Below are 20,107 nucleotides of genomic sequence, written 5' to 3'. Positions count from 1 at the left end.
ATAGCCTACGGCTATGGAGACCAGAGTCCCGATGCCTTAGACGTCGGACTTAACTCGAATTTAAAGTGACAGGCTGTGGCGAACAGTACCTTGACCAAGAAGCGGTCTACGGCCTACGGGTCCACGGTGGCACTCAAATCAGCGATGGCTGTCACCGGTGCGATCCTCGTGCTGTATTTGATCGCGCACATGTACGGCAACCTGAAGGTCTTCTCGGGCCAGGCCGCGTTCGACGGCTATGCGCACGGTCTCCGCGAACTCGGATACCCGATCCTTCCGGAACAGGGTTTCCTGTGGATCGCGCGCATCGTTCTGCTGACGAGCGTCCTGATCCACATCTACGCGGTGGTGATCCTGTGGAGGCGTGCCGCGCGCGCCCGACAGAACCGCTACCAGGTGAAGAAGCGCGTCCAGCGCTCCTACGCCTCCTACACCATGCGGTACGGCGGCGTTCTCATCGCGCTCTTCGTCGTCTTCCACATCCTGCACCTGACCGTCAACGCCATCGCGCCCGGAGGCAAGTCCGACAGCCCCTACGAGCGGCTCGTGAACGGGTTCCAGCCCGAATTCTGGTACGTGACCCTGTTCTACGTCGCGGCCGTGATCGCCGTGGGCTTCCACCTGCGGCACGGCATCTGGAGTGCCATGGCCACGCTCGGCGTGAACAAGGCCTCCCGCCAGGGCAAGATCAACGCGGTGGCCGTGGCCCTCGCCCTGATCGTGACCATCGGCTTCCTGCTCCCGCCTCTGGCGGTCACCTTTGGACTGGTGAGTTAATTGTCTGACACCGACTACTTCGTCGTCGGAGAGCCGATCCGGGACGAGAAGGCCCCGGAGGGGCCGATCAACGAGCGCTGGGACAAGCGCCGTTTCTCGGCCAAGCTGGTCAACCCCGCGAACCGGCGCAAGCTCTCCGTGCTCATCGTCGGCACCGGCCTGGCCGGTGCCTCCGCGGCCGCGACCCTGGGCGAGGCCGGCTACAACGTCACCTCGTTCTGTTACCAGGACAGCCCGCGCCGCGCGCACTCCATCGCCGCGCAGGGCGGCATCAACGCCGCCAAGAACTACCGCAACGACGGCGACAGCATCTACCGGCTGTTCTACGACACCGTCAAGGGCGGCGACTTCCGCTCCCGCGAGTCGAACGTCTACCGTCTGGCCCAGACCAGCGTCGAGATCATCGACCAGTGCGTGGCCCAGGGCGTCCCGTTCGCCCGCGAGTACGGCGGCCTGCTCGACAACCGCTCCTTCGGCGGTGTGCAGGTCTCCCGTACCTTCTACGCCCGCGGCCAGACGGGCCAGCAGCTGCTCATCGGCGCCTACCAGGCGCTGGAGCGGCAGATCGCGGCCGGCACCGTCAAGATGAACACCCGCCACGAGATGCTCGAACTCATCGTGGTGGACGGCAAGGCCCGCGGCATCATCGCCCGCGACATGGTCACCGGTGAGATCGAGACGCACTTCGCCGACGCCGTCGTGCTGGCCTCCGGTGGCTACGGCAACGTGTTCTTCCTGTCGACGAACGCGATGGGCTGCAACGTCACCGCCACCTGGCGGGCGCACCGCAAGGGCGCGCTCTTCGCGAACCCCTGCTACACGCAGATCCACCCCACCTGCATCCCGGTCAGCGGCGACTACCAGTCCAAGCTGACCCTGATGAGCGAGTCGCTCCGCAACGACGGCCGCATCTGGGTGCCCAAGCAGCACGGCGACACCCGCGATCCCCGCCGGATCCCCGAGGACGAGCGCGACTACTACCTGGAGCGCATCTACCCGTCCTTCGGCAACCTGGTGCCGCGTGACATCGCCTCCCGCGCCGCCAAGAACGTCTGTGACGAGGGCCGTGGCGTCGGCCCCGGCGGCCTGGGCGTGTACCTGGACTTCGCCGACGCGATCCAGCGCATGGGGCGGTCCACCGTCGAGGCCAAGTACGGCAACCTGTTCGACATGTACCAGCGCATCACCGGCGAGAACCCGTACGAGGTTCCGATGCGCATCTACCCGGCCGTCCACTACACCATGGGCGGTCTGTGGGTCGACTACGACCTCCAGAGCACCATTCCGGGCCTGTTCGTGACCGGTGAGGCCAACTTCTCCGACCACGGCGCCAACCGCCTGGGCGCCAGCGCGCTGATGCAGGGTCTGGCCGACGGTTACTTCGTCCTGCCCAACACCATCAACGACTACCTGGCGAACGGCCCGTTCGAGAAGATCGACGAGTCGCACCCCGAGGCCGTCGCGGCCAAGGAGCAGGTCACCTCCCGGATCGACACGTTCCTGTCCCTCCAGGGCTCCCGCACCGTCGACTCCTTCCACAAGGAGCTCGGCAACATCATGTGGGAGTACTGCGGCATGGAGCGCAGCGAAGAGGGCCTCACCAAGGCCATCGAGCTCATCCGCAACCTGCGCGAGGAGTTCTGGCGCGACGTCAAGGTGCTCGGCGTCAACGACGAGCTGAACCAGGCCCTGGAGAAGGCCGGCCGCGTCGCCGACTTCCTGGAGCTGGGCGAACTCATGTGCATCGACGCCCTGCACCGCCGGGAGTCCTGCGGTGGCCACTTCCGCGCCGAGAGCCAGACCGAGGACGGTGAGGCGCTGCGTCACGACGACGAGTTCGCCTACGTCGCGGCCTGGGAGTTCGGTGGCGATGGCAACAAGCCCGTGCTCCGCAAGGAAGACCTGGAGTACGAGTACGTCGAGATGAAGCAGCGGAGCTACAAGTGAACATCACTCTGCGCGTATGGCGCCAGAAGGGCCGGGACGACCAGGGCCGGTTGGTCACCTACAAGCTCACGGACGTCTCCCCGGACATGTCCTTCCTGGAGATGCTCGACGTTCTCAACGAGAAGCTCACCCTGGAGAACGAGGACCCGGTCGCGTTCGACCACGACTGCCGTGAGGGCATCTGCGGTGCCTGTGGCGTCGTGATCGACGGGGAGGCCCACGGTCCGGAGGTCACCACCACCTGCCAGCTGCACATGCGCAGCTTCAAGGACGGCGACACCATCACCGTGGAGCCGTGGCGGGCCAAGGCGTTCCCGGTCCTCAAGGACCTGGTCGTCGACCGGGGCTCCTTCGACCGGATCATTCAGGCGGGCGGCTACATCAGCGCCCCGACGGGTACCGCGCCGGACGCCCACGCCAACCCGATCCCGAAGCCGGACGCCGACCGCGCGTTCGACGCCGCGACCTGCATCGGCTGCGGCGCCTGCGTGGCGGCCTGCCCGAACGCCTCCGGCATGCTGTTCACCGCCGCCAAGGTCACCCACCTCGGCATGCTCCCGCAGGGGCAGCCGGAGCGGGCCTCGCGCGTGGTCAACATGATCAACCAGCACGACGAAGAGGACTTCGGCGGCTGCACCAACATCGGTGAGTGCGCGGCGGTCTGCCCCAAGGGCATCCCGCTGGACACCATCTCGCAGCTCAACCGCGACCTGCTGGGTTCTCTCGCCAAGGGCGTCGGCTGACCCCTCCCACGAGGTACCGGGGTCGCGTCCCTTCGGGGCGCGGCCCCTTTCCCATGCCCGCCCCGGCGACCCGCGCGACCGCCCGGCGATCTCACCGGCGTCCACCACCGCGCCGTGGAGGGCCGGGTGGTGTCGGACACCGGACGGACCCATGCCGGGAGGTCATCGTCCGCGGACGGTGATGCACGGCCGTCAGGCCGGGGCGGGCGGGCGGACCAGGAGGTGGGTGACCGGGGTGTCCGGCTCGGCCACGGTAGCGGTCACCTCGAAGCCGAACCGCGCGTAGTAGCCGAGGTCGGCCGGGTTCATCGTTTCCAGGAACACCGGCACGCGGCCGGTACCGGCCCGCTCCAGGCCCGCGCGCAGCAACAGCGTTCCGGCACCGCTGCCGGGCACCGCCGGATCGGCGCCCAACATCGACAGGTACCAGTGGGGTTCGTGGGGGACGTGCGCCTTGAGCGCGGAGAAGTAGTGCATCGTCCGGGCGAATCGGCGCGGCCCGAGGAGACCCAACCAGTGCGGCAGGGCGCGCAGGGCGTCCTTCGTCCCCTCGGCGCTCCCGTCCGGGGCCGACCACAGCGCCACGCCCCGGATCACCGGCCCGCGTGCGGCGTCCTCATGGGCCTCGACGACGGCGGAGTACCCCAGAGGGACGTACGAGAAGCCCGCCATGAGGGCGCTCGCCCGGGTCGTCCGCGCGATGCGCCGCATGTCGTCGGGGAACATCCACCGGAACAGCGGATCCTCGCGGAAGGCGCGGCCCAGGACGCGCGCCACCCCCGGCGGGTCGCCCATGGTCGCGGGCCGCACCGTACGCGTGAGTGTGGTGGTCATGGTGGCGCCCCTCTCCGTCGGCACCCCCATGCCAGGTCACGGAGAGATCACGAGCGGGGCCGCGCGCCCGGCCCCGGGTAGGCGTCAGGAGGGGTCGCGTCGCAGGAACCAGCTGGTCCCCACCTCGGGGGCGACGGCCTCGCCGGTCACCTGGAAGCCGAACCGCTCGTAGAAACCCACGCTCTTCTCGTTGAGGGTCTGGGTGAAGACCGGCTGCCCCTCGGAGTCGGCCCGGTCCAGGCCGTCGGTGAGCAGCGACCCCGCCAACCCGGTGCCCGCCATCGCCGGGTCGACGCCCAACGCGGCCAGGTACAGGTGGGGTTCCTGGGGCGCGGCCATCTTCCACTCCGCGAAGACCCGGATGAAACCGGACACCCGGGAGCGTCCGAGCAGCTGCCCCCAGTGCGGCCACATCCGCAGCGACACCAGCCGGCCCTCGGGGTTGGTCGTGTACGGGGCCCACAGGGCCGCGCCGCGGATCACCGGCGCGGTGTCGTCCTCGGCCACCTCGACGACACGGGTGTCACCGACGGGCACGTAGCCGAACCCGGCGGTCAGGGCCAGGAACCGTCTGGTCTTGGCCATCCGCTGCTCACTGTCGGGGAACAGCCACTGGAAGAGCGGGTCCTCGTGCAGGGCGCGGCTCAACACGCGCGCCACCCCGGGCACGTCGTTCACGGTCGCGGATCGGGCGGTGGTGGTCACAGTCGAAGTCATCCGTTGACTCTCCAATAGGGGGCCTTTACCGGCCATGGTAGATCACGAATTCATCACGAGAGTTTCTGGGGCATGGCCGTTTCCGGCACCCTCTGGTCGAACACGTGCGCCCGCACCCAGGCGTGCATGGCGATCGCCGCGGCCGCTCCCGCGTTGATCGACCGGGTGGACCCGAACTGGGCGATCGACAGCACCGCCCGGCACACGGAGCGGACCTCCTCCGACAGCCCCGGACCCTCCTGACCGAACACCAGTACCGCTTCGCGCGGGAGGGGATGGGTCTCCAGCGGCACCGCGCCGGGCAGGTTGTCGATGCCGATCAGCGGCAGATCGCGTTCGGCCGCCCACTCCACCAGCGACGCGGTGTCCGGGTGGTGGTGCACGTGCTGGTAGCGGTCGGTGACCATCGCCCCCCGCCGGTTCCACCGGCGCCGCCCCACGATGTGCACGGCCGCGCACCCGAAGGCGTTGGCGGTGCGCACCACCGAACCGATGTTGAAGTCGTGGGACCAGTTCTCCACCGCGACGTGGAAGGGGTGCCGGACGGTGTCGAGGTCGGCGACGATCGCCTCCCGTCGCCAGTAGCGATAGCGGTCGACGACGTTGCGCCGGTCGCCGACCGCCAGCAGTTCGGGGTCGTAGTGGTCGCCCTGGGGCCAGGGCCCCGTCCAGGGGCCGACGCCGACCTCGCGCGCCTCATCGTCCTCACCAAGGGTGCTGTCGGGGTTCTCGTTCATCGCTCCCAGCTTAGGTATCCCCTAGGGCGTGTTCGACGGATCGTTCCGCCTCGCGGCGCGAGCGCCGAACCGAACGAAGGCATCCGTCGAACACGCCCTACAAGCGGATCTCCCCCTGGACGTTCCCTCCCTGGAAGACCCGAGCGTTTCCGCTCACACCACCGGTGACCCGATTGCTCACCGACCCCTCGCTCCGCTGCGAGACCTGGGCGCGCAGTTCGCGCACGAGGGAACCGATCTCCGGGTCCTCGGCCGCGGCCCGCTCCAGGTGTTCGGCGACCGCCTCGATCGCGGCGGGGTCGTCGCTGTCGACGCGCGCCTCGTCCAGGGCCTCCTGGGCGGCGGCGTCACCGCGGAACCGTTTGAAGACGGCCCGCTGCAACCTCTTCAACCCCTCGACGACCGTTTCGCCGGCGTGCTCGGAGATCTTGGCGGCGGCGCCGGTGACGAGCGCGGTGGCCAGTGCGATGGTGACGGGATCGGCCATGGGGATGTCCCTCCGGGGGTGGGCGCGAACGTTCCCAGTGTCGCCGATCAGGAGGCGGTCTGTCGCCCCTTCGTCACGACGAGCGCGATCGCCCGCCACCCCAGCATCGTCGCGGCCAGGAACAGCGAGGTGACGATCACGAACGACAGGGGCGTCCCCTCGCCCACGATCCGCCGCGCCACCATCCCCCCGACCACGGTGATCGCCCACACCGACACGCCCGTCGGCCACAACGCGGCGGGGGAGCGCCAGGCCCGGGAGGACGCCCACCCCAGCAGGGCGCCGGCCAGGAACGGCCACGCGGTCGTCAGCACCGCCCCCACCGCGGTACCCGTACCGTGGTCGCTCTTGCCGACCACGACGAACACCAGAACGCACACCAGGTCGGCGAGCAGGGCCGACGGAACCGCATACGAACGCATGGGCCCAGGTTACGGCGGCCCCCACCGGACCCACCGACGCCCCCGGAAACCTTTTCGGGGCGATCGGTATCGTAAGTGGCGGTCACGGAAGGTGACCTCCATCCCCCACTCGAAGACGAACGAGGATCAGCGTCCCCGTGAACCTCCCCCCTCCCCGCCGGGAGAACGATTCCACGCCCGCCGGGGTCACCCCCCTCGCGGCGGGCGACCCCCGCGTCGTCGGGGCCCTGCGCATCATCGGCCGCCTCGGTACGGGCGGCATGGGCACGGTCTACGCGGCCCTGGACGACCACGACCGCCGGGTGGCGCTCAAGCGCGTCCACCCGATGTACGCCGCCGACGAGGACTTCCGGATCCGCTTCGCCCGCGAGGTGAAGCTGGTACGCCGCATCCGGGTGCCGGGGGTTCCGCGCTTCCTGGACGCCGACACCCGCGCCGACGTCCCCTGGCTGGCCACCGAGTACGTGCCGGGTCCCACCCTGGAGGCGCACGTTCGGGCGGCGGGACCCCTGACCGGGATCGCCCCGGCCGACTTCGCCCGGGTCACCGCCGAGGCGCTCGCCGCGATCCACGCGGCCGGGGTGGTGCACCGCGACCTCAAACCCGGCAACGTCATCCTGTCGCCCGACGGACCCAAGGTCCTCGACTTCGGGATCGCCCGCGCGGCGGAGGAGACCGCGCTGACCCGTACCGGCGGCCTGGTGGGCACCCCGGGGTGGATCGCGCCCGAACAGTACCGAGGACTGTCCGCCACCGATCGCTCCGACATGTTCGCCTGGGCCTGCCTGGTGGTGTTCGCCGCCACCGGCAGGGGCCCCTTCGGCGTCGGTACCGCCGACGTCGTCGCCGGCCGCATCCTCTCGGCGCCGCCGTCCCTCGAAGGGGTCCCCGACGCGCTCCGACCGCTCCTGGCCCACGCGTTGGACAAGGACCCCGGCCGGCGTCCCACGGCGGCCGAGACGGTCGGCGCCCTGCCGGTCGCCGTGACCCCCTGGGCCGGCGCGTTCCTCCCGGAGAACACGGATCCGGAGGCCTGGCTGCGGGTCGCCCCGCCCCGCCGCCCCTGGAGGCGCCGCCACGGCCGCGTCCTCACCCTGGCCGCGGTCGGCACGGCCCTGGCCGTCGCCGCGGGCGCCGGCTCGACCCTTCTGCCCTTGGACGACACCCCGCCGCCGTCCCACGGCGGAGAGGTGCCGCCGTCCGACGGCGGGGACGCGCCGGCGACGGACACCGCCGCCCTGGCGGAGGTCCCCGAGGAGTACCACGACCTCTACGAGAACGGCACCGTGGTCATCGAGCCCGCCTCGGACACCGAACCCGTCGTCGTGCGCTCCCTCGTGGCGCCCGAGGGCCGCGAGGCCGTGGAGCAGCTCCGCGTCACCTTCACCGGTTCGAGCCAGCACAGCGGCACCCTCCGGGTCGACGTCCGTGTGGAGTACCTCCCGGACTTCGGCTCCCTGCGGCTGCACAGCCAGGACTTCGCCTGGGTCCAGGCCATCGAGCCCGATCACGAGTACCTCGACCTCCGACGCTCCACCAGCCCGGGAGTCCTCGCGGAACTGGACCCGGAGGACCCCACGGAGGAGTTCTCCGTGACCTTCTTCGGTTCCCCTCCGGGTGTCGTGTACTACCTGCCCGAGGCCGCCCTCGACGAGAACCGCCGGGCCCCTCTGGACCAGCCCGGGGGGTTCTGCCACGGCTCTCCCGGACCGGGGAACCACGATCCCTACCCGGGTCACCCGGACCTCGGCCGCCACGACGCCACCCCCACCGACGGCGTGCCCGTGAACAGCTGCGCCTATGTCGTCTGACCTCCGCGCCCCGTTTCGACGAGAGAGGACCCAGGTGAACCCGACCTCCCCCCGCCCCTTCGACGCAGACCGGCTGCCGGCGGGCGTGTCCCCTCCCACGGCCACGGATCCGGACCACATCGGTCCCTACCGTGTGGTCGGCCGTATCGGCGCGGGCGGAATGGGCGCCGTCTACGCCGGGATCGACCCGTCCGGGGCCTGCGCCGCGGTCAAGGTGGTCCACCCGCACTACGCGGCCGACCCCGACTTCCGGGCGAGGTTCGCCCGTGAGGTCTCCCTGGTCTCCCGGGTCCGGGCCACCTGCACCGCGGGTTTCCTCGGCGCCGACACCGACGCCGAGGCACCGTGGATGGCCGCCGAGTACGTGCCGGGGGGCACCCTGCGCGCGCACGTCAAGAAGAACGGGCCCCTCACCGGCGGGATGGCGATCTCCCTGGCGGCGGGCCTGGCCGAGGCCCTCACGGCGATCCACGCGGCGGGCATCGTGCACCGCGACCTCAAGCCCGGCAACGTGATCCTGGCGCCCGACGGCCCCAGGGTGCTGGACTTCGGCATCGCCCGGGCGACCGACGCCACCGCGCTGACCCGCACCGGCGGCCTGTTCGGCACTCCCGGGTGGATGGCGCCCGAACAGTACGCCCGGGTGGAGGCCACCGATCGCTCCGATGTGTTCGCGTGGGGCTGCCTCGTGGCGTTCGCGGCCACCGGACGCGACCCCTTCGCGGGTGGGCCGGTGGAGGCGGTGATCCACCGGACCCGCACCGAGGAACCCGACCTCACCGGTGTGCCGGACGAGATCCTGTACACGGTGCGTCGTGCCCTGGCCAAGGACCCCGCGGTCCGCCCCACCGCGGCAGAGGCCCTCGCCGAGGTGACCGGGGCGTGGAGCGCCACCCGGGTCGGGGCTCCCCCGGAGACCGACCCCACCCGTGTGGTGCCCGCGATGCTCGCCACCGAGTGGCGGGGGATGACCGCGGCCGCCCCGCGCCGGATCCGACGCTCCCCGCGGGTACCCCTCCTCGCCGCCGGCGCGGCCGCAACGGCGGCGGCCGTCATCGGTACGTGGTTCGTGGTCGGTCCGGACGCCGGGGCGGAGGATCCCGGTACGGCTCCGGAGGCCACCGCCTCCCCGGAGGCGACCGACCCCGGAGGGCCCGCCGTGGACGGCGACCCGCAGGACGCGGCGGCCGTGATCGGCGAGGCCGTGGCCTCGGCCGAGGACGCGTCGAGTTTCATCGTCCATCACGTGCGGCGGAGCGCCGAGACGGCCTCCGACTCCTCCGACCTGACCCTGTGGTACACCGAGGAGCCCGAACCCCTGATGAAGGAGGTCGTGTACGCCGGCCCGGCCATCTTCACCGTCCTCCAGATCGGCGAGGGCCCCGATGACGTGCTGGCCCGCATCGACTCCAACCTGACCGGCCTGGTCGAGGGCGACTACTACCGACCGGTCCCGGAAGAGGACGTCCGCGATCCCCGCGCGGACTGGGCGGCCTCGCTGGAACCGCTCCGGGAACTGCTCGGCGACGCCGACGCCGTCACCTACCAGGGGATGACGCCGACCCCCTACGAGGACTACCCCCGGAGTTCCTGGACGCGTACGACCTGGCCCGTCGGACCGGTCACCACTACACGGGCACCGTCCCCGTCACAGTGAACGCCGGGGTCTTCGACGGGACCTTCGACCTGTGGGTGGACGAGACCGGGTACCCGCAGCACTTCCAGTCCTACACCCGCTTCGGTGAATGGGAGGAGGACGCCGAGTACGAGCGGATCGCGTTCATCGACTTCGACGGCCCGGTGGAGATCCCGGTGCCCGACGAGTCCGAGATCGCCGCCTCGCGCGAGGAGGGCTCGCCCTGAACCGTGTTCGGCGGATTCCTCCGGTTCGCGACCGCCGGTCCGCTTCCCGCCTCCCGCGCCCGGACGGCCGGCACCGGACCGACCCGCGCCGGTCGTCGTGCGAGAGATCCCCAGGAGACCGCTGACACCGACCGACGCGAGCGTCGAACCGGCGAGGGCGTCCACCGAACACGACCCGGTGGTGATCCCGGCGCCGCGCCCGCGGAGGGCGCGGCACCGGGCCGGTCACCCCTCGCCGCGCAGGGCGTCCTTGAGGAACTCCACCTGGAGCAGCATCAGGTTCTCCGCCACCGTCGGGTCCGACGGGGAGTGGGTCACCCCCGACAGCGGCAGCACCGTGTGACCGCGCCCCGCCGCCAGCAGCGCCGAGGACATCCGCTGGGTGTGCGCGAACACCACGTTGTCGTCGGACAGGCCGTGGATCAGCATCAGCGGCCGCTCCAGCTTGGCCGCGTCCTCCAGCAGCGAACTGCGCTCGTACACCCCCGGGTCGTCCTGCGGCAGGCCCAGGTAGCGCTCGGTGTAGTGGGTGTCGTACAACCGCCAGTCGACCACCGGCGCGCCCGCCACCGCCGCGTGGAACACGTCCGGGCGGCGCAGCACCGCCAGCGCCGACAGGTAGCCGCCGAACGACCACCCGTGGACGCCCACCCGTGAGGTGTCCAGGAAGCCGAAGCGCTCCGCCGCGTCCCGCAGCGCGGTCACCTGGTCCTCCAGCACCCCCGTGGCCAGGTCCAGGTGGATCTCCTGCTCCCACTCCACACCGATGCCCGGGGTGCCCCGGCCGTCGGCGATGAGCACCGCGAACCCCTGCTCCGCGTACCACTGGGCGCTCAGGAACGCGCCCCGCGCGTTGAGCACCCGCTGGGCGTGCGGGCCGCCGTAGGGCGCCATGAGGACCGGCAGGGGGCGCAGGTCCTCCCGGTACCAGGACGGCAGCACCAGCGCGCACGGGATGCCCCGCTCGCCCGCCCGCCAGAACTCCACGCGCGGCTCGGGCAGCTCCGGCGTCTCGGCGAAGCTCTCGATGTCCGCGTGCGTGCGCCGGGTCTCGGTGCTCGCGTTGCGCAGCAGGAGGGTGCGCACCCCGGGGAAGTCCATCGACCGGTGCTGCGCGACCAGGGTGTCGCCGCGCAGCCGACCCGACCGCAGTCCGCTGTGCGCGCCCGCGTCGGCGGACTTGGAGCAGCCGTGCCCGGGCAGTTCGATCGGGGCGGTCAGCCCGGTGCCGAGGTCGGCCAGCCACAGGGAGATGTCACCGGGATCCCCGGCGGGCGAACCGGAGTACAGGACGCGGTCGCCGTCCACGTCCACCACGCCGCGCACGTACACGTCGGCGGGGCCGATCGCGCGGTCGCCCACGAACACCCGACGCTCACCGGTGCCGCCCTCACGGCCGATCCACACGAGTTCGCCCTTGTCGGTGTGGGCGGGCACGCCCGGCATCAGCTCGACCCACACGTCGTCGGTCTCGGTCCGCGTCTCCATGGCGAGGCCGGTCACCGGGTCCGCGCCGAACAGGGTGAGGGTCCGCTGGTCACGGCTCTGGGCCGTGAAGATCACCGTCGGCGAGCCGTCCGGCCCGCCGGTCCACCCGGCCGTCGCCAGGTACGGCAGCGCCTCCCGGTCCCACTCGACCCACACCGGGTCGGGGGCGCCCGCACGCGCGAAGTCCCCCGAGGAGACGACCGTCAGGACGGCCAGCCGCACCTCGGAGTTGTCGGTGCCGGCCGCCGGGTAGCGCAGCGTCGTGGGCTCCTGTTCCGGGGCGGCCGGGTCGTCCACGTACCAACGGGTCACCGGGGACTCGTCGACCCTGGCGGCCAGCAGCGCCGAGCCGTCGGGGGCCCACCAGAAACCTCGGTAGCGGCCCATCTCCTCGGCGGCGACGAAGTCCGCCAGACCCCAGGTGACGTTCTCCCCGTCGGGGGAGACGAGCACCCGGTCGCCGTGGTCGGGCTCGGCGTCGGCGATGTCGATGACCCGCAGCGCCCCACCGCTGACGTAGGCGACCCTGTCGCCGGCCGGGCTGATCCGCGGGTCGACCACCGGCGCGGTGGCGGGCAGCTCGCGCGGCTCGGCGTGATCGCCCACCAGGTCGACGTAGAACAGCCGACCGGACAGGGTGAACACGGCCCGGGTGAACGCCCGGTCCACCGTGTAGGACACGATGCCGCCGCCGCTCTCGCGCAGCCGCTCCCGGCGCGCCCGCTCCTCGGGCGGCAGGTTCTCGTCGTCGGCGCCGAGCGCGCGCGGGTCCGCGACCACACGTTCGGCGCCCCCCTCCACCTCGTGCACCCACAGGCACGTGGCGGTGTCGATGCCGTCGCGCCCTCTCAGGAAGGCGACACGCCGACCGTCCGGGGACACCTCGAAGGAGCGCGGGACGCCGATGGTGAAGCGTTGGGTACGGGCCTGTTGGCGAGGAAAGCTCATGTGCCGATTGTGGCCCACATCCCCGTTTCCCGCTCGGCCCCTGTGGACGGTCGCCCCGGCGGCACGCCCCGGTCGGCCGTTCGGGGGGAGAAAGGGCATGTGGCCGGTATTGTTCACCACGTGGTGACCGACAGACGATTGATGATGGTGCACGCGCACCCCGACGACGAGAGCATCGTCACGGGGGCCACTCTGGCGAAGTACGCGGTCGAAGGGGCGGACGTCACCCTGGTGACCTGCACCCTCGGTGAGGAGGGCGAGGTCATTCCCGACGACCTCGCGCACCTGACCGCCGACCGCGACGACACCCTCGGCGATCACCGGATCGGCGAACTGGACAAGGCCTGCGTCGCCCTGGGCGTGCGCGACCACCGGTTCCTCGGCGGCGCCGGGCACTACCGCGACTCGGGCATGATGGGCGCTCCCTCCAACGACCACCCGAAGGCGTTCTGGGGGGCCGACCCCGAAGAGGCCGCGCGGCTGCTCGCCGAGATCGTCCGCGAGGTCCGCCCGCACGTCGTGGTGACCTACGACGAGCACGGCGGGTACGGTCACCCCGACCACGTCCAGGCCCACCGGATCACTCGGCGCGCCTGCGTGAAGGCGGGGGAGCGGACGATGCCGGGCACCCCCTGGCAGGTACGCAAGCTCTACGCGATCGCCCAGCCGGTCTCGGTCATCGAGGCGTCCATCGCCCGCCTGAACGAGGGGGCGGGCCCGTTCACCCCGCCGCGAGCGGTGTCCGACATCGCCCGGGGCACCCCGGACGAACTCGTCACCACCCGGATCGACGCCACCGACCAGTGGGCCGCCAAGACCCTGGCGATGCGCGCCCACGCCACCCAGATCACGGTGGACGGCGAACGCTTCGCCCTGTCCAACGACATCGCCCAGGAGATCGCCGCGATCGAGCACTTCACCCTGCTCATCGGACCCACGCGGCGCCGTGCCGCCGGCACGTTCGAGACCGACCTCTTCGAGGGCCTGTGAGCACCGCGAAGGGTCCGGGCCGCTTCTCGTCCCGACCGGACCCGATGCCGGTGCCGGAGATCGACGCGCCCCACGACGACGGGGACGGACCGCTGTCCTCGGTGCTCACCGTCGTCACGGCGGTGGTCCTCGGGGCGGCGGGCCTCGTCACCGGTCTGCTGTCGGTGGTCACGGTCGGATGGCTGACCCGCTACTGGGAGGCGGGGATCCTCCCGCAGGTCCTGGGCGTGGCGGGCCTGCTGGTGCTCCTGGCGGCCGTGTACACCCTGTGCCGCCTGTGCGCCTGGGGTGCCCGCCGCTTCTCCTCCGCGGTCGCCTTCGCCCTCGGCTTCGTCGCCGCGCTCCTCCTGGTCGCCTCGTACATGCCCGGCGGCGACCGCCTGCTGACCGCCCACCTCCTCCACTCCGCCTTCCTCCTCGGCTCCATGGCGGTGCTGGGTGTGGCGGTGGCCCGTGGTCTCGACGGAAGGAACCCCTTCCTGGCCGGTCTGCCCCGGGTCCCCGACACCAGGTGACGCCGCAACGCGAAGGGCCCCGCGGGGCCCTTCGCGTCGCTCTCGTCGGTTCAGCCGTTCCAGAACCGGAGCAGCAGCTCGCCGTAGAACACGATCCCCGAGAAGACCGGGTTCGGCAGGACCAGTGCGAGCAGCGAGTAGACCAGGTCCACCAGCCGTTGGTTGAGGGCCGGGAACCACAGGATCGCGAACACCAGCACCGAACCGAACAGGGCGTTCACCCGGGCGGTGGACACCCATGGCCGGGCGCCCACCCACGGGGCGAGCACCTCGAAGCCGTCCAGCCCCGGGATCGGCAGCAGGTTGATCAGCGCCGAGGTCAGGTTGAGGAAGGCCAGGAACGCCAGCGCGGAGATCGCCCAGTTCGTCGTGTCGTTGCCCACCGGGACCAGGATCGACACGGTGGCGGCCAGGGCGGCGAACAGCACCAGGTTCGCCAGCGGGCCGGCGAGCGCGACCAGGACGCGCCGACCGCGGGTGAGCCGGTCCCAGTCCACGAAGACGGGGGGCCCGTTCATGCCGAAGGCGCCGAAGCCCAGGTAGAGCACCGGAAGGACCGTCCCGGCGAAGGCGTGCCGGTAGGCGAACGGGTTCAGCCGCAGGTAGGCGCCGCCGCGCTGTGAGCGGTCCCCGGCCAGATGGGCGGCGAGCGCGTGCGCGAACTCGTGGACCGCTGTCGAGACGAGCCAGCCCAGCAGGATGAACAGCGGCGGGATCAGCGGGGTGACCGAGGTGCCCTCGGCGGCCCAGTCCAGCTCCACGGCCCGCCACGACGCCCATCCGGCGAACCCGGTGAGCCCCAGCAGCAGCACGAACAGCGGACTCGGCAGGAAGTCCAGCGGGCTCGGGGTCCGCTCGTCGTCCCCGGTCGGCTCCGAACCCGTGTCACCGACCTTCTCGACCCGTCCGCCCTTGCCGGCGGGCGCGTCGGGCACGACCGCCCCGGTGCCGGGACCGCGCCGCGCCGACTCGGGACGGTTGAGGGCGTCCTCGGGCATCCGCTCCCACGGGTCGGCGGTGATCTCCTCCGACGGGGGGCCGGAAGCGTCGGTCGTCTCCGCCTTCTGGGACGGGTCGGGCGTGGGCATGGTTCTCCTGCTGGTCGCGCGGGGTTCTCCGCGCTCCAGGTTAGGCCCTGTCGGGGGCCGCTCCGCAGCGGGTGCCGCTCAGCGGCGGGTCACACGACCGCCCGCGGCGCCACCGCCGACTTGTGCAGGCAGGCCAGCGCGAACGCCCGTCCCGCTCCGGTCAGTTCGCGGTGCCCGCCGCCGTCGTCCTCGGTGAGCAGACCCAGCGCGTCCAGCAGCCAGCTCACCGCCATCACCATCGCCCGCACCTGGTCGGAGGCGGCCTCGGCGGTGCGTCGGTGGGCGGCGGCGTGCCGCCCCGCCGGCCCCTGCGGTTCGGGCGGCGCCCACCCGGAGTCGGTGAGCAGCCGCTCGGCCGTGATCATGTCGGACTCTCCGCGCCGGGAGTGCGAACCGCTGCCCTGCGGGGTGCGCGACAACAGCATGCCCAGCAGCGTCTCGGCGGCGGCCTGCTCCAGCCCGCCGGTGCGGCACAACGTCTCGGTGGCCGCCCGCCACATCTCCTCGGGGTCCTCCCGCAGCTGCCGTCCCCGCCGGGTCAGCACCAGCCGACGGCCGGCGCGGCGCACCGCCCGCATCCCCCGCATCATCTGGTGCAGGGCGATGAGCTGGGTGGCGTCGGTCTCGCTGCGCGGCGGCTCGGGGGAGGTGTGCCACCCGAAGTCCTCGCACATCGCCCTCACCACCACGGGTGAGATGTAGCCGATCTGGGTGAGCGCGATCCCGTCCTCCGCCAGGTCCAGCAGCCGCTGCAACGGCGCCATGGCGGCGTCGGCCGTGCGCGGCACGTCGGCGCCCGCGATGATCCGCCCCACCAGCGGCAACAGGTGCCGGCGGTGCGGGTGGGCGGGTGAGGACAGCCAGGCCCGTACCCGCTCCTCGCGGATCCGGTCCAGGTGGCTCAGCCCGCGGTCGTCGGGGCGGGTGAGGAAGGACCGGGTGAACCGTTCCTGGGCGTGTCGCCAACCGTGTTTGCCCGGCCGCACGTCGCCGAGGGAGATCGCCAGCTCCAACGCGGAGGCGGTCTCCTGCCGCGCCTGGATCTCGGCGTCGCCGACCACGGTGCCCCAGGTCAGTTCGGGCAGGTCCGGCGGCTCCACCCCGGACTCCCACATGAGGCGCTCGTACATCGCCAGCCCGGCGTTGTGGTCCTTCTCGTGGACCGACAGCAGGTGCGTGGTCGCCGGAGCCGAGCAGATCTGCGCGTACCGGTACAGCTGGAGCAGCGAGAACAGGTCGCCCAGCGCGCGCAGCGCGGTCGACCGGTCGCCCTGGGAGAAGCGGGCCGGCAGCTCGAACCAGCAGAACCGCTGGACGGCGTGCTGGTTGAGGCCCTCCAGGTCGTTGCCGGGCGCCAAGGTGTCCAGGGCCTGACGGGCCATCTCCGCCGACCGTCCGTCGCGTCGGGCCAGTTCGGCCAGCGCGGACGCTACTGCTTCACCCATGGACGGCGCCGACCTCCCCGATATCCCCGTGGCTCCTGGCGCCCGCGGATCCGTACGGGGGGTGCCGTCGGGGGCGCGGTACTTCGCGGTGCTGCGTGCTCCTCGGCGGCAGGGGTCGGCCGTCGGGACTGAGCCTGTCCTACCCCGGTGGAGCGGAAGAATGCCTGCGTCACGGACGTGATGTGCACGTCCGTGCACTCGGCGCACACCGTGAACGCGCAGCGTGCGGCACGGTGTCCGCCGCGCGGTCGTCAGAGGGGCCGTGGCGGGGCCCCGCCCCGACGCGGGGGAACGTCGGGGACGACACGACTGGCGACGATGGACGACTCCGTCACCCGAGCCTCCCGCCCGTCGCGGCGACGCACGGCGAGAACGCCTTCGTCCCATGACTCCAGCACTCCGACGATATCGGTGAAACCCCCTTCGGGGAGGTGGATTCGGATGGAGACCCGGCCGCCGATGTCCTCCCGGGTGATCCGATGGACCAGACGGCCCGCCATACGTCCTGCCATGTGCAACGCGCCCCCCGATTGTGCGCGGACTTCTCTTCGCCGCCATACTAGGAGTACGACATCTGTGCCAATCGTTACAGAGGCCGGGAGCAGGGTCATCGGCGCCCGCACGCCGGACCCGGTTCGCCTCTCTGTGAGGTCCCCGCCTCCCCCGTGGGAACGCGGGGGTGAGATCAAGGAGTACGACGTGACCTACGTCATCGCGCAGCCCTGTGTTGATGTGATGGACAAGGCGTGCATCGACGAGTGCCCCGTGGACTGCATCTACGAGGGCGAGCGCAGCCTGTATATCCACCCGGACGAGTGCGTTGACTGCGGTGCGTGCGAGCCCGTCTGCCCGGTGGAGGCCATCTACTACGAGGACGACCTCCCGGAGCAGTGGTCGGACTTCTACAAGGCCAACGTCGACTTCTTCGACGACCTGGGCTCTCCCGGCGGCGCCTCCAAGGTCGGCAAGATCGACCGGGACCACCCGCTCATCGCGAAGCTGCCGCCGCAGGCGGAGTAGCGACCCCTCGCGATCGCGCACCGGCGCGCCTCCGTGGCGCAGAGGGCGCTCCGACGTGCCATCGCACACCGATCGCGCCGATCCCCCGGCCCCGGGGGGTCGGCGCGATCGTGCGCGGTCCCCTTCCCGACGACCCGATGGAGACACCATGACCCCGCGGCGGCCCGTGACGGATCGGCTCCCCACCTTCCCGTGGGATCGGCTGACCCCGTACAAGAAGATCGCCGCGGATCACCCCGGCGGCATCGTCGACCTGTCCGTCGGAACCCCCGTGGACCCGGTCCCCGCGACCCTGCGCGCCGCCCTGGCCGACGCGGCCGACAGCCCGGGTTACCCGCTGACCTGGGGAAACCCCACCCTGCGTGCCTCGATCAGGGGCTGGCTGGAGCGCCGTCACGGGGTGAGCGTCCCGGAGGAGGGCGTCCTGCCCACCGTCGGTTCCAAGGAACTCGTGGCCTGGCTGCCCACCCTGCTCGGCCTGGGGCCGGGCGACACCGTGGTCCACCCCGAACTCGCCTACCCCACCTACGACATCGGTGCCCGCGTCGCCGGGGCCGTCCCGGTGGCCTCCGACGGCCTGACCGCCCTGGGCCCCGCCCCGGTGCGGCTGCTGTGGGTGAACTCACCGAGCAACCCGACCGGCCGGGTCCTGGGCGTCCCGCACCTGCGCAAGGTCGTCGCCTGGGCCCGTGAGCGCGGCGCGATCGTCGCCTCCGACGAGTGCTACCTCGACCTGGGCTGGGAGGGGGCCGAGCCGGTGTCGATCCTGCACCCGGACGTGTGCGACGGCTCCCATGAGGGGCTGCTCGCGGTGCACTCCCTGTCCAAGCGCTCCAACCTGGCCGGCTACCGGGCCGCGTTCGTCGCCGGCGACACCGCCCTCGTCCAGGAGCTGCTCGCGGTGCGCAGGCACGCGGGCATGATCGTGCCCGCCCCGGTCCAGGCCGCCATGGGCGCCGCCCTGGACGACGACGCGCACGCCGCCGAGCAGAAGGAGCGCTACCGCGCCCGCCGGGACCGCCTGCGCGCCGCCCTCACCGACGCCGGATGGCGGATCGAGCACTCCGAGGCCGGCCTGTACCTGTGGGTCTCCCACCCCGACCACGACGCCTGGGGCGCGGTGGAGCACCTGGCCGCACGCGGCGTCCTCGTCGCCCCGGGGGAGTTCTATGGGCCGACCGGCGGCGGCAACGTGCGGGTGGCCTTCACCGCCACCGACGAACGGATCGAGGCGGCGGTCGCCCGCCTGGCCGCCTGAGCGCACCGCCCGCGCCGTGCCGCCGGCCCCCGGCGGCACGGCACGGGCCCCCGCACGATCCCGGGCTCAGCCCAGGACGAGCAGACCCCCGGTGTCGGAGTCGGCGGTCGTCCACTCCGCGCCGTCCTCGATGCCGTCCGAGGCCCGCCACGTCCGGCCCTCGTAGGAGACCGAGGTCAGCCCGTACTCCTCGGAGTGGGCGACCGCCCACAGGGCCATCGCCCACCCCAGGTCGCCGGTGCGCGGGTCCTCCGTGGTGGTCAACTCCGACGGTTCGACCCCGAACACCCGCGTCATCTCCTGCTCGGCGCCGTCCGTGTCGGGCTCACCGGCGGTGAGCGAGGCCAGGGTCTCCCGGTCGTACCAGCAGGTCAGCCCGGGACCCCGGGTCCCGGTGAAGACCTCGTTCATTCGCTGTGACAGGTTCTCGTGCTGGTCGTAGGCGTAACCGTCGGCACTGCGCTGGACCGCCTGGGCGGCCTCGAACACGGGCTTGTCCCGCCACCCCTCGACCTCCACCAGCGCCTCGTAGAAGGCGCGGCTCGCGTAGACGGGGTCGAGGATCTCCTCGGGTTCGCCCCACTCCTGCGACGGGCGCTGCTGGAACAGCCCCAGGGAGTCCCGGTCGCCGTACTCCAGGTTGTGGAACGCCGTCTCCTGCCACACCGTGGCGTAGGCCACGGTCACGGCCTCCGGCGGCAGGTCCAGGTTGAAGGCCACACCGCCGACGGTCGTCGCGCTCACCGCCTGTGCGAGCTCCATGGAGTACTTCCCGTCGGACAGGTCCAGGCGGCACTTCGTCTCGGGCTCGGGTTCGGTCTTCAGCGGCTCCACCGTGGTCAGCACGTAGTAGCCCCCGGCGACGAGGACACCGCACACGAGGAACAACGCGAAGAGGATCTTGACGAAGGCTGAGAATCTACGACGCTTTGGCAACGGACGACCATCGGTTAGGGAACGGTGGGAGGCGCCATACCGGAGAGGCATGGCCGTGCGGAGCTTCGGGCGCATTGTAGT

General features: G+C 71.7%; 20 protein-coding genes. 10 read left to right on the top strand and 10 right to left on the bottom strand.

Annotation, left to right across the window (positions count from 1 at the left end; translation table 11 throughout):
* The first annotated feature begins 126 nt into the window (after positions 1–126).
* Genes PWG71_RS07285 through PWG71_RS07275 form a run of 3 tightly spaced genes read left to right on the top strand, consistent with a single transcriptional unit; the run spans position 127 to position 3,467 of the window.
* Positions 127–777, top strand: coding sequence for a succinate dehydrogenase cytochrome b subunit (locus tag PWG71_RS07285; RefSeq protein WP_274808761.1), 651 nt, complete (start codon positions 127–129; stop codon positions 775–777).
* Positions 778–2,724: a fumarate reductase/succinate dehydrogenase flavoprotein subunit gene (locus PWG71_RS07280; RefSeq protein WP_274808760.1), complete on the top strand. Its 1,947-nt coding sequence runs from the start codon at positions 778–780 to the stop codon at positions 2,722–2,724. It begins immediately after the preceding gene.
* Entirely contained in the window at positions 2,721–3,467 is a 747-nt protein-coding gene (locus tag PWG71_RS07275; protein ID WP_274808759.1) for a succinate dehydrogenase/fumarate reductase iron-sulfur subunit, read from the top strand. Before PWG71_RS07280 ends, PWG71_RS07275 begins: the two co-directional genes overlap by 4 nt.
* Positions 3,468–3,659: 192 nt before the next feature.
* Here PWG71_RS07275 and PWG71_RS07270 read toward each other — a convergent pair whose 3' ends face one another.
* The 5 genes from PWG71_RS07270 to PWG71_RS07250 all read right to left on the bottom strand — a co-directional run bounded on the left by PWG71_RS07270 (position 3,660) and on the right by PWG71_RS07250 (position 6,664).
* Entirely contained in the window at positions 3,660–4,301 is a 642-nt protein-coding gene (locus PWG71_RS07270) for a GNAT family N-acetyltransferase (RefSeq protein ID WP_274808758.1), read from the bottom strand.
* Between the two features lie 84 nt (positions 4,302–4,385).
* Complete coding sequence (locus PWG71_RS07265; RefSeq protein ID WP_274808757.1) at positions 4,386–5,018, bottom strand: GNAT family N-acetyltransferase; 633 nt, start codon at positions 5,016–5,018, stop codon at positions 4,386–4,388.
* A gap of 53 nt (positions 5,019–5,071) precedes the next feature.
* Positions 5,072–5,755: a TrmH family RNA methyltransferase gene (locus PWG71_RS07260; protein WP_274808756.1), complete on the bottom strand. Its 684-nt coding sequence runs from the start codon at positions 5,753–5,755 to the stop codon at positions 5,072–5,074.
* A 97-nt stretch (positions 5,756–5,852) separates the two neighbouring features.
* The gene (locus PWG71_RS07255) at positions 5,853–6,242 is read right to left on the bottom strand and encodes a hypothetical protein (RefSeq protein ID WP_274808755.1); all 390 of its coding nucleotides are present in this window, start codon (positions 6,240–6,242) and stop codon (positions 5,853–5,855) included.
* Positions 6,243–6,289: 47 nt separating this feature from the next.
* Positions 6,290–6,664, bottom strand: coding sequence for a DUF3054 domain-containing protein (locus tag PWG71_RS07250; RefSeq protein WP_274808754.1), 375 nt, complete (start codon positions 6,662–6,664; stop codon positions 6,290–6,292).
* 137 nt (positions 6,665–6,801) lie between these two features.
* Between PWG71_RS07250 and PWG71_RS07245 the strand changes: the two genes are divergently transcribed.
* Genes PWG71_RS07245 through PWG71_RS07235 form a run of 3 tightly spaced genes read left to right on the top strand, consistent with a single transcriptional unit; the run spans position 6,802 to position 10,338 of the window.
* A complete protein-coding gene (locus PWG71_RS07245; protein ID WP_274808753.1) occupies positions 6,802–8,475 on the top strand; it encodes a serine/threonine-protein kinase in 1,674 nt (557 codons plus the stop codon).
* Positions 8,476–8,509: 34 nt separating this feature from the next.
* Entirely contained in the window at positions 8,510–10,132 is a 1,623-nt protein-coding gene (locus PWG71_RS07240) for a serine/threonine-protein kinase (protein ID WP_274808751.1), read from the top strand.
* On the top strand, positions 10,129–10,338 hold the full coding sequence (locus PWG71_RS07235; RefSeq protein WP_274808750.1) for a hypothetical protein: 210 nt from the start codon (positions 10,129–10,131) through the stop codon (positions 10,336–10,338). Before PWG71_RS07240 ends, PWG71_RS07235 begins: the two co-directional genes overlap by 4 nt.
* A 225-nt stretch (positions 10,339–10,563) precedes the next feature.
* Here PWG71_RS07235 and PWG71_RS07230 read toward each other — a convergent pair whose 3' ends face one another.
* Positions 10,564–12,774: a S9 family peptidase gene (locus PWG71_RS07230; RefSeq protein ID WP_274808749.1), complete on the bottom strand. Its 2,211-nt coding sequence runs from the start codon at positions 12,772–12,774 to the stop codon at positions 10,564–10,566.
* A gap of 123 nt (positions 12,775–12,897) precedes the next feature.
* On the opposite strand from PWG71_RS07230, the gene mshB reads away from it, so the two are divergent.
* Together mshB and PWG71_RS07220 are read left to right on the top strand one after the other, a co-directional pair.
* Positions 12,898–13,764 carry an N-acetyl-1-D-myo-inositol-2-amino-2-deoxy-alpha-D-glucopyranoside deacetylase gene (mshB, locus tag PWG71_RS07225; protein ID WP_274808803.1) on the top strand — a complete coding sequence of 289 codons (867 nt, stop codon included), beginning with the start codon at positions 12,898–12,900 and terminating at the stop codon, positions 13,762–13,764.
* The gene (locus tag PWG71_RS07220) at positions 13,761–14,279 is read left to right on the top strand and encodes a hypothetical protein (RefSeq protein ID WP_274808748.1); all 519 of its coding nucleotides are present in this window, start codon (positions 13,761–13,763) and stop codon (positions 14,277–14,279) included. The genes mshB and PWG71_RS07220 overlap by 4 nt, the downstream gene beginning before the upstream one ends.
* A gap of 50 nt (positions 14,280–14,329) precedes the next feature.
* Here the strand turns inward: PWG71_RS07220 and PWG71_RS07215 are convergent, their stop codons facing one another.
* From PWG71_RS07215 to PWG71_RS07205, 3 genes are all read right to left on the bottom strand, one after another.
* Positions 14,330–15,367: a site-2 protease family protein gene (locus PWG71_RS07215; RefSeq protein WP_274808747.1), complete on the bottom strand. Its 1,038-nt coding sequence runs from the start codon at positions 15,365–15,367 to the stop codon at positions 14,330–14,332.
* 89 nt (positions 15,368–15,456) lie between these two features.
* A complete protein-coding gene (locus tag PWG71_RS07210) occupies positions 15,457–16,812 on the bottom strand; it encodes a hypothetical protein (protein WP_274808746.1) in 1,356 nt (451 codons plus the stop codon).
* Between the two features lie 251 nt (positions 16,813–17,063).
* Positions 17,064–17,312: a putative acetyltransferase gene (locus PWG71_RS07205; protein ID WP_274808802.1), complete on the bottom strand. Its 249-nt coding sequence runs from the start codon at positions 17,310–17,312 to the stop codon at positions 17,064–17,066.
* A 199-nt stretch (positions 17,313–17,511) separates the two neighbouring features.
* On the opposite strand from PWG71_RS07205, the gene fdxA reads away from it, so the two are divergent.
* Together fdxA and dapC are read left to right on the top strand one after the other, a co-directional pair.
* Entirely contained in the window at positions 17,512–17,832 is a 321-nt protein-coding gene (gene fdxA, locus PWG71_RS07200) for a ferredoxin (RefSeq protein ID WP_274808745.1), read from the top strand.
* Positions 17,833–17,980: 148 nt separating this feature from the next.
* Positions 17,981–19,090, top strand: coding sequence for a succinyldiaminopimelate transaminase (dapC, locus tag PWG71_RS07195; protein ID WP_274808744.1), 1,110 nt, complete (start codon positions 17,981–17,983; stop codon positions 19,088–19,090).
* 66 nt (positions 19,091–19,156) lie between these two features.
* Here the strand turns inward: dapC and PWG71_RS07190 are convergent, their stop codons facing one another.
* Complete coding sequence (locus PWG71_RS07190) at positions 19,157–20,077, bottom strand: hypothetical protein (protein ID WP_446724985.1); 921 nt, start codon at positions 20,075–20,077, stop codon at positions 19,157–19,159.
* Positions 20,078–20,107 lie beyond the last annotated feature (30 nt).

Origin of the sequence: Nocardiopsis sp. N85 (assembly GCF_028882275.1) — a bacterium.
Classification (GTDB): Bacteria; Actinomycetota; Actinomycetes; order Streptosporangiales; family Streptosporangiaceae; genus Nocardiopsis; species Nocardiopsis lambiniae.
Note: the sequence above shows the minus strand (reverse complement) of the source record. Positions and strands in the feature narration are given on the sequence as shown.

Excerpts from the sequence above, each read along its gene's own strand:
- PWG71_RS07270 (WP_274808758.1), bottom strand. The coding sequence starts at position 4,301 with ATGACCACCACACTCACGCGTACGGTGCGGCCCGCGACCATGGGCGAC.
- PWG71_RS07265 (WP_274808757.1), bottom strand. The coding sequence starts at position 5,018 with ATGACTTCGACTGTGACCACCACCGCCCGATCCGCGACCGTGAACGAC.
- PWG71_RS07260 (WP_274808756.1), bottom strand. The coding sequence starts at position 5,755 with ATGAACGAGAACCCCGACAGCACCCTTGGTGAGGACGATGAGGCGCGC.
- PWG71_RS07255 (WP_274808755.1), bottom strand. The coding sequence starts at position 6,242 with ATGGCCGATCCCGTCACCATCGCACTGGCCACCGCGCTCGTCACCGGC.
- PWG71_RS07250 (WP_274808754.1), bottom strand. The coding sequence starts at position 6,664 with ATGCGTTCGTATGCGGTTCCGTCGGCCCTGCTCGCCGACCTGGTGTGC.
- PWG71_RS07230 (WP_274808749.1), bottom strand. The coding sequence starts at position 12,774 with ATGAGCTTTCCTCGCCAACAGGCCCGTACCCAACGCTTCACCATCGGC.
- PWG71_RS07215 (WP_274808747.1), bottom strand. The coding sequence starts at position 15,367 with ATGCCCACGCCCGACCCGTCCCAGAAGGCGGAGACGACCGACGCTTCC.
- PWG71_RS07210 (WP_274808746.1), bottom strand. The coding sequence starts at position 16,812 with ATGGGTGAAGCAGTAGCGTCCGCGCTGGCCGAACTGGCCCGACGCGAC.
- PWG71_RS07205 (WP_274808802.1), bottom strand. The coding sequence starts at position 17,312 with ATGGCGGGCCGTCTGGTCCATCGGATCACCCGGGAGGACATCGGCGGC.
- dapC (WP_274808744.1), top strand. The coding sequence starts at position 17,981 with ATGACCCCGCGGCGGCCCGTGACGGATCGGCTCCCCACCTTCCCGTGG.
- PWG71_RS07190 (WP_446724985.1), bottom strand. The coding sequence starts at position 20,077 with ATGCCTCTCCGGTATGGCGCCTCCCACCGTTCCCTAACCGATGGTCGT.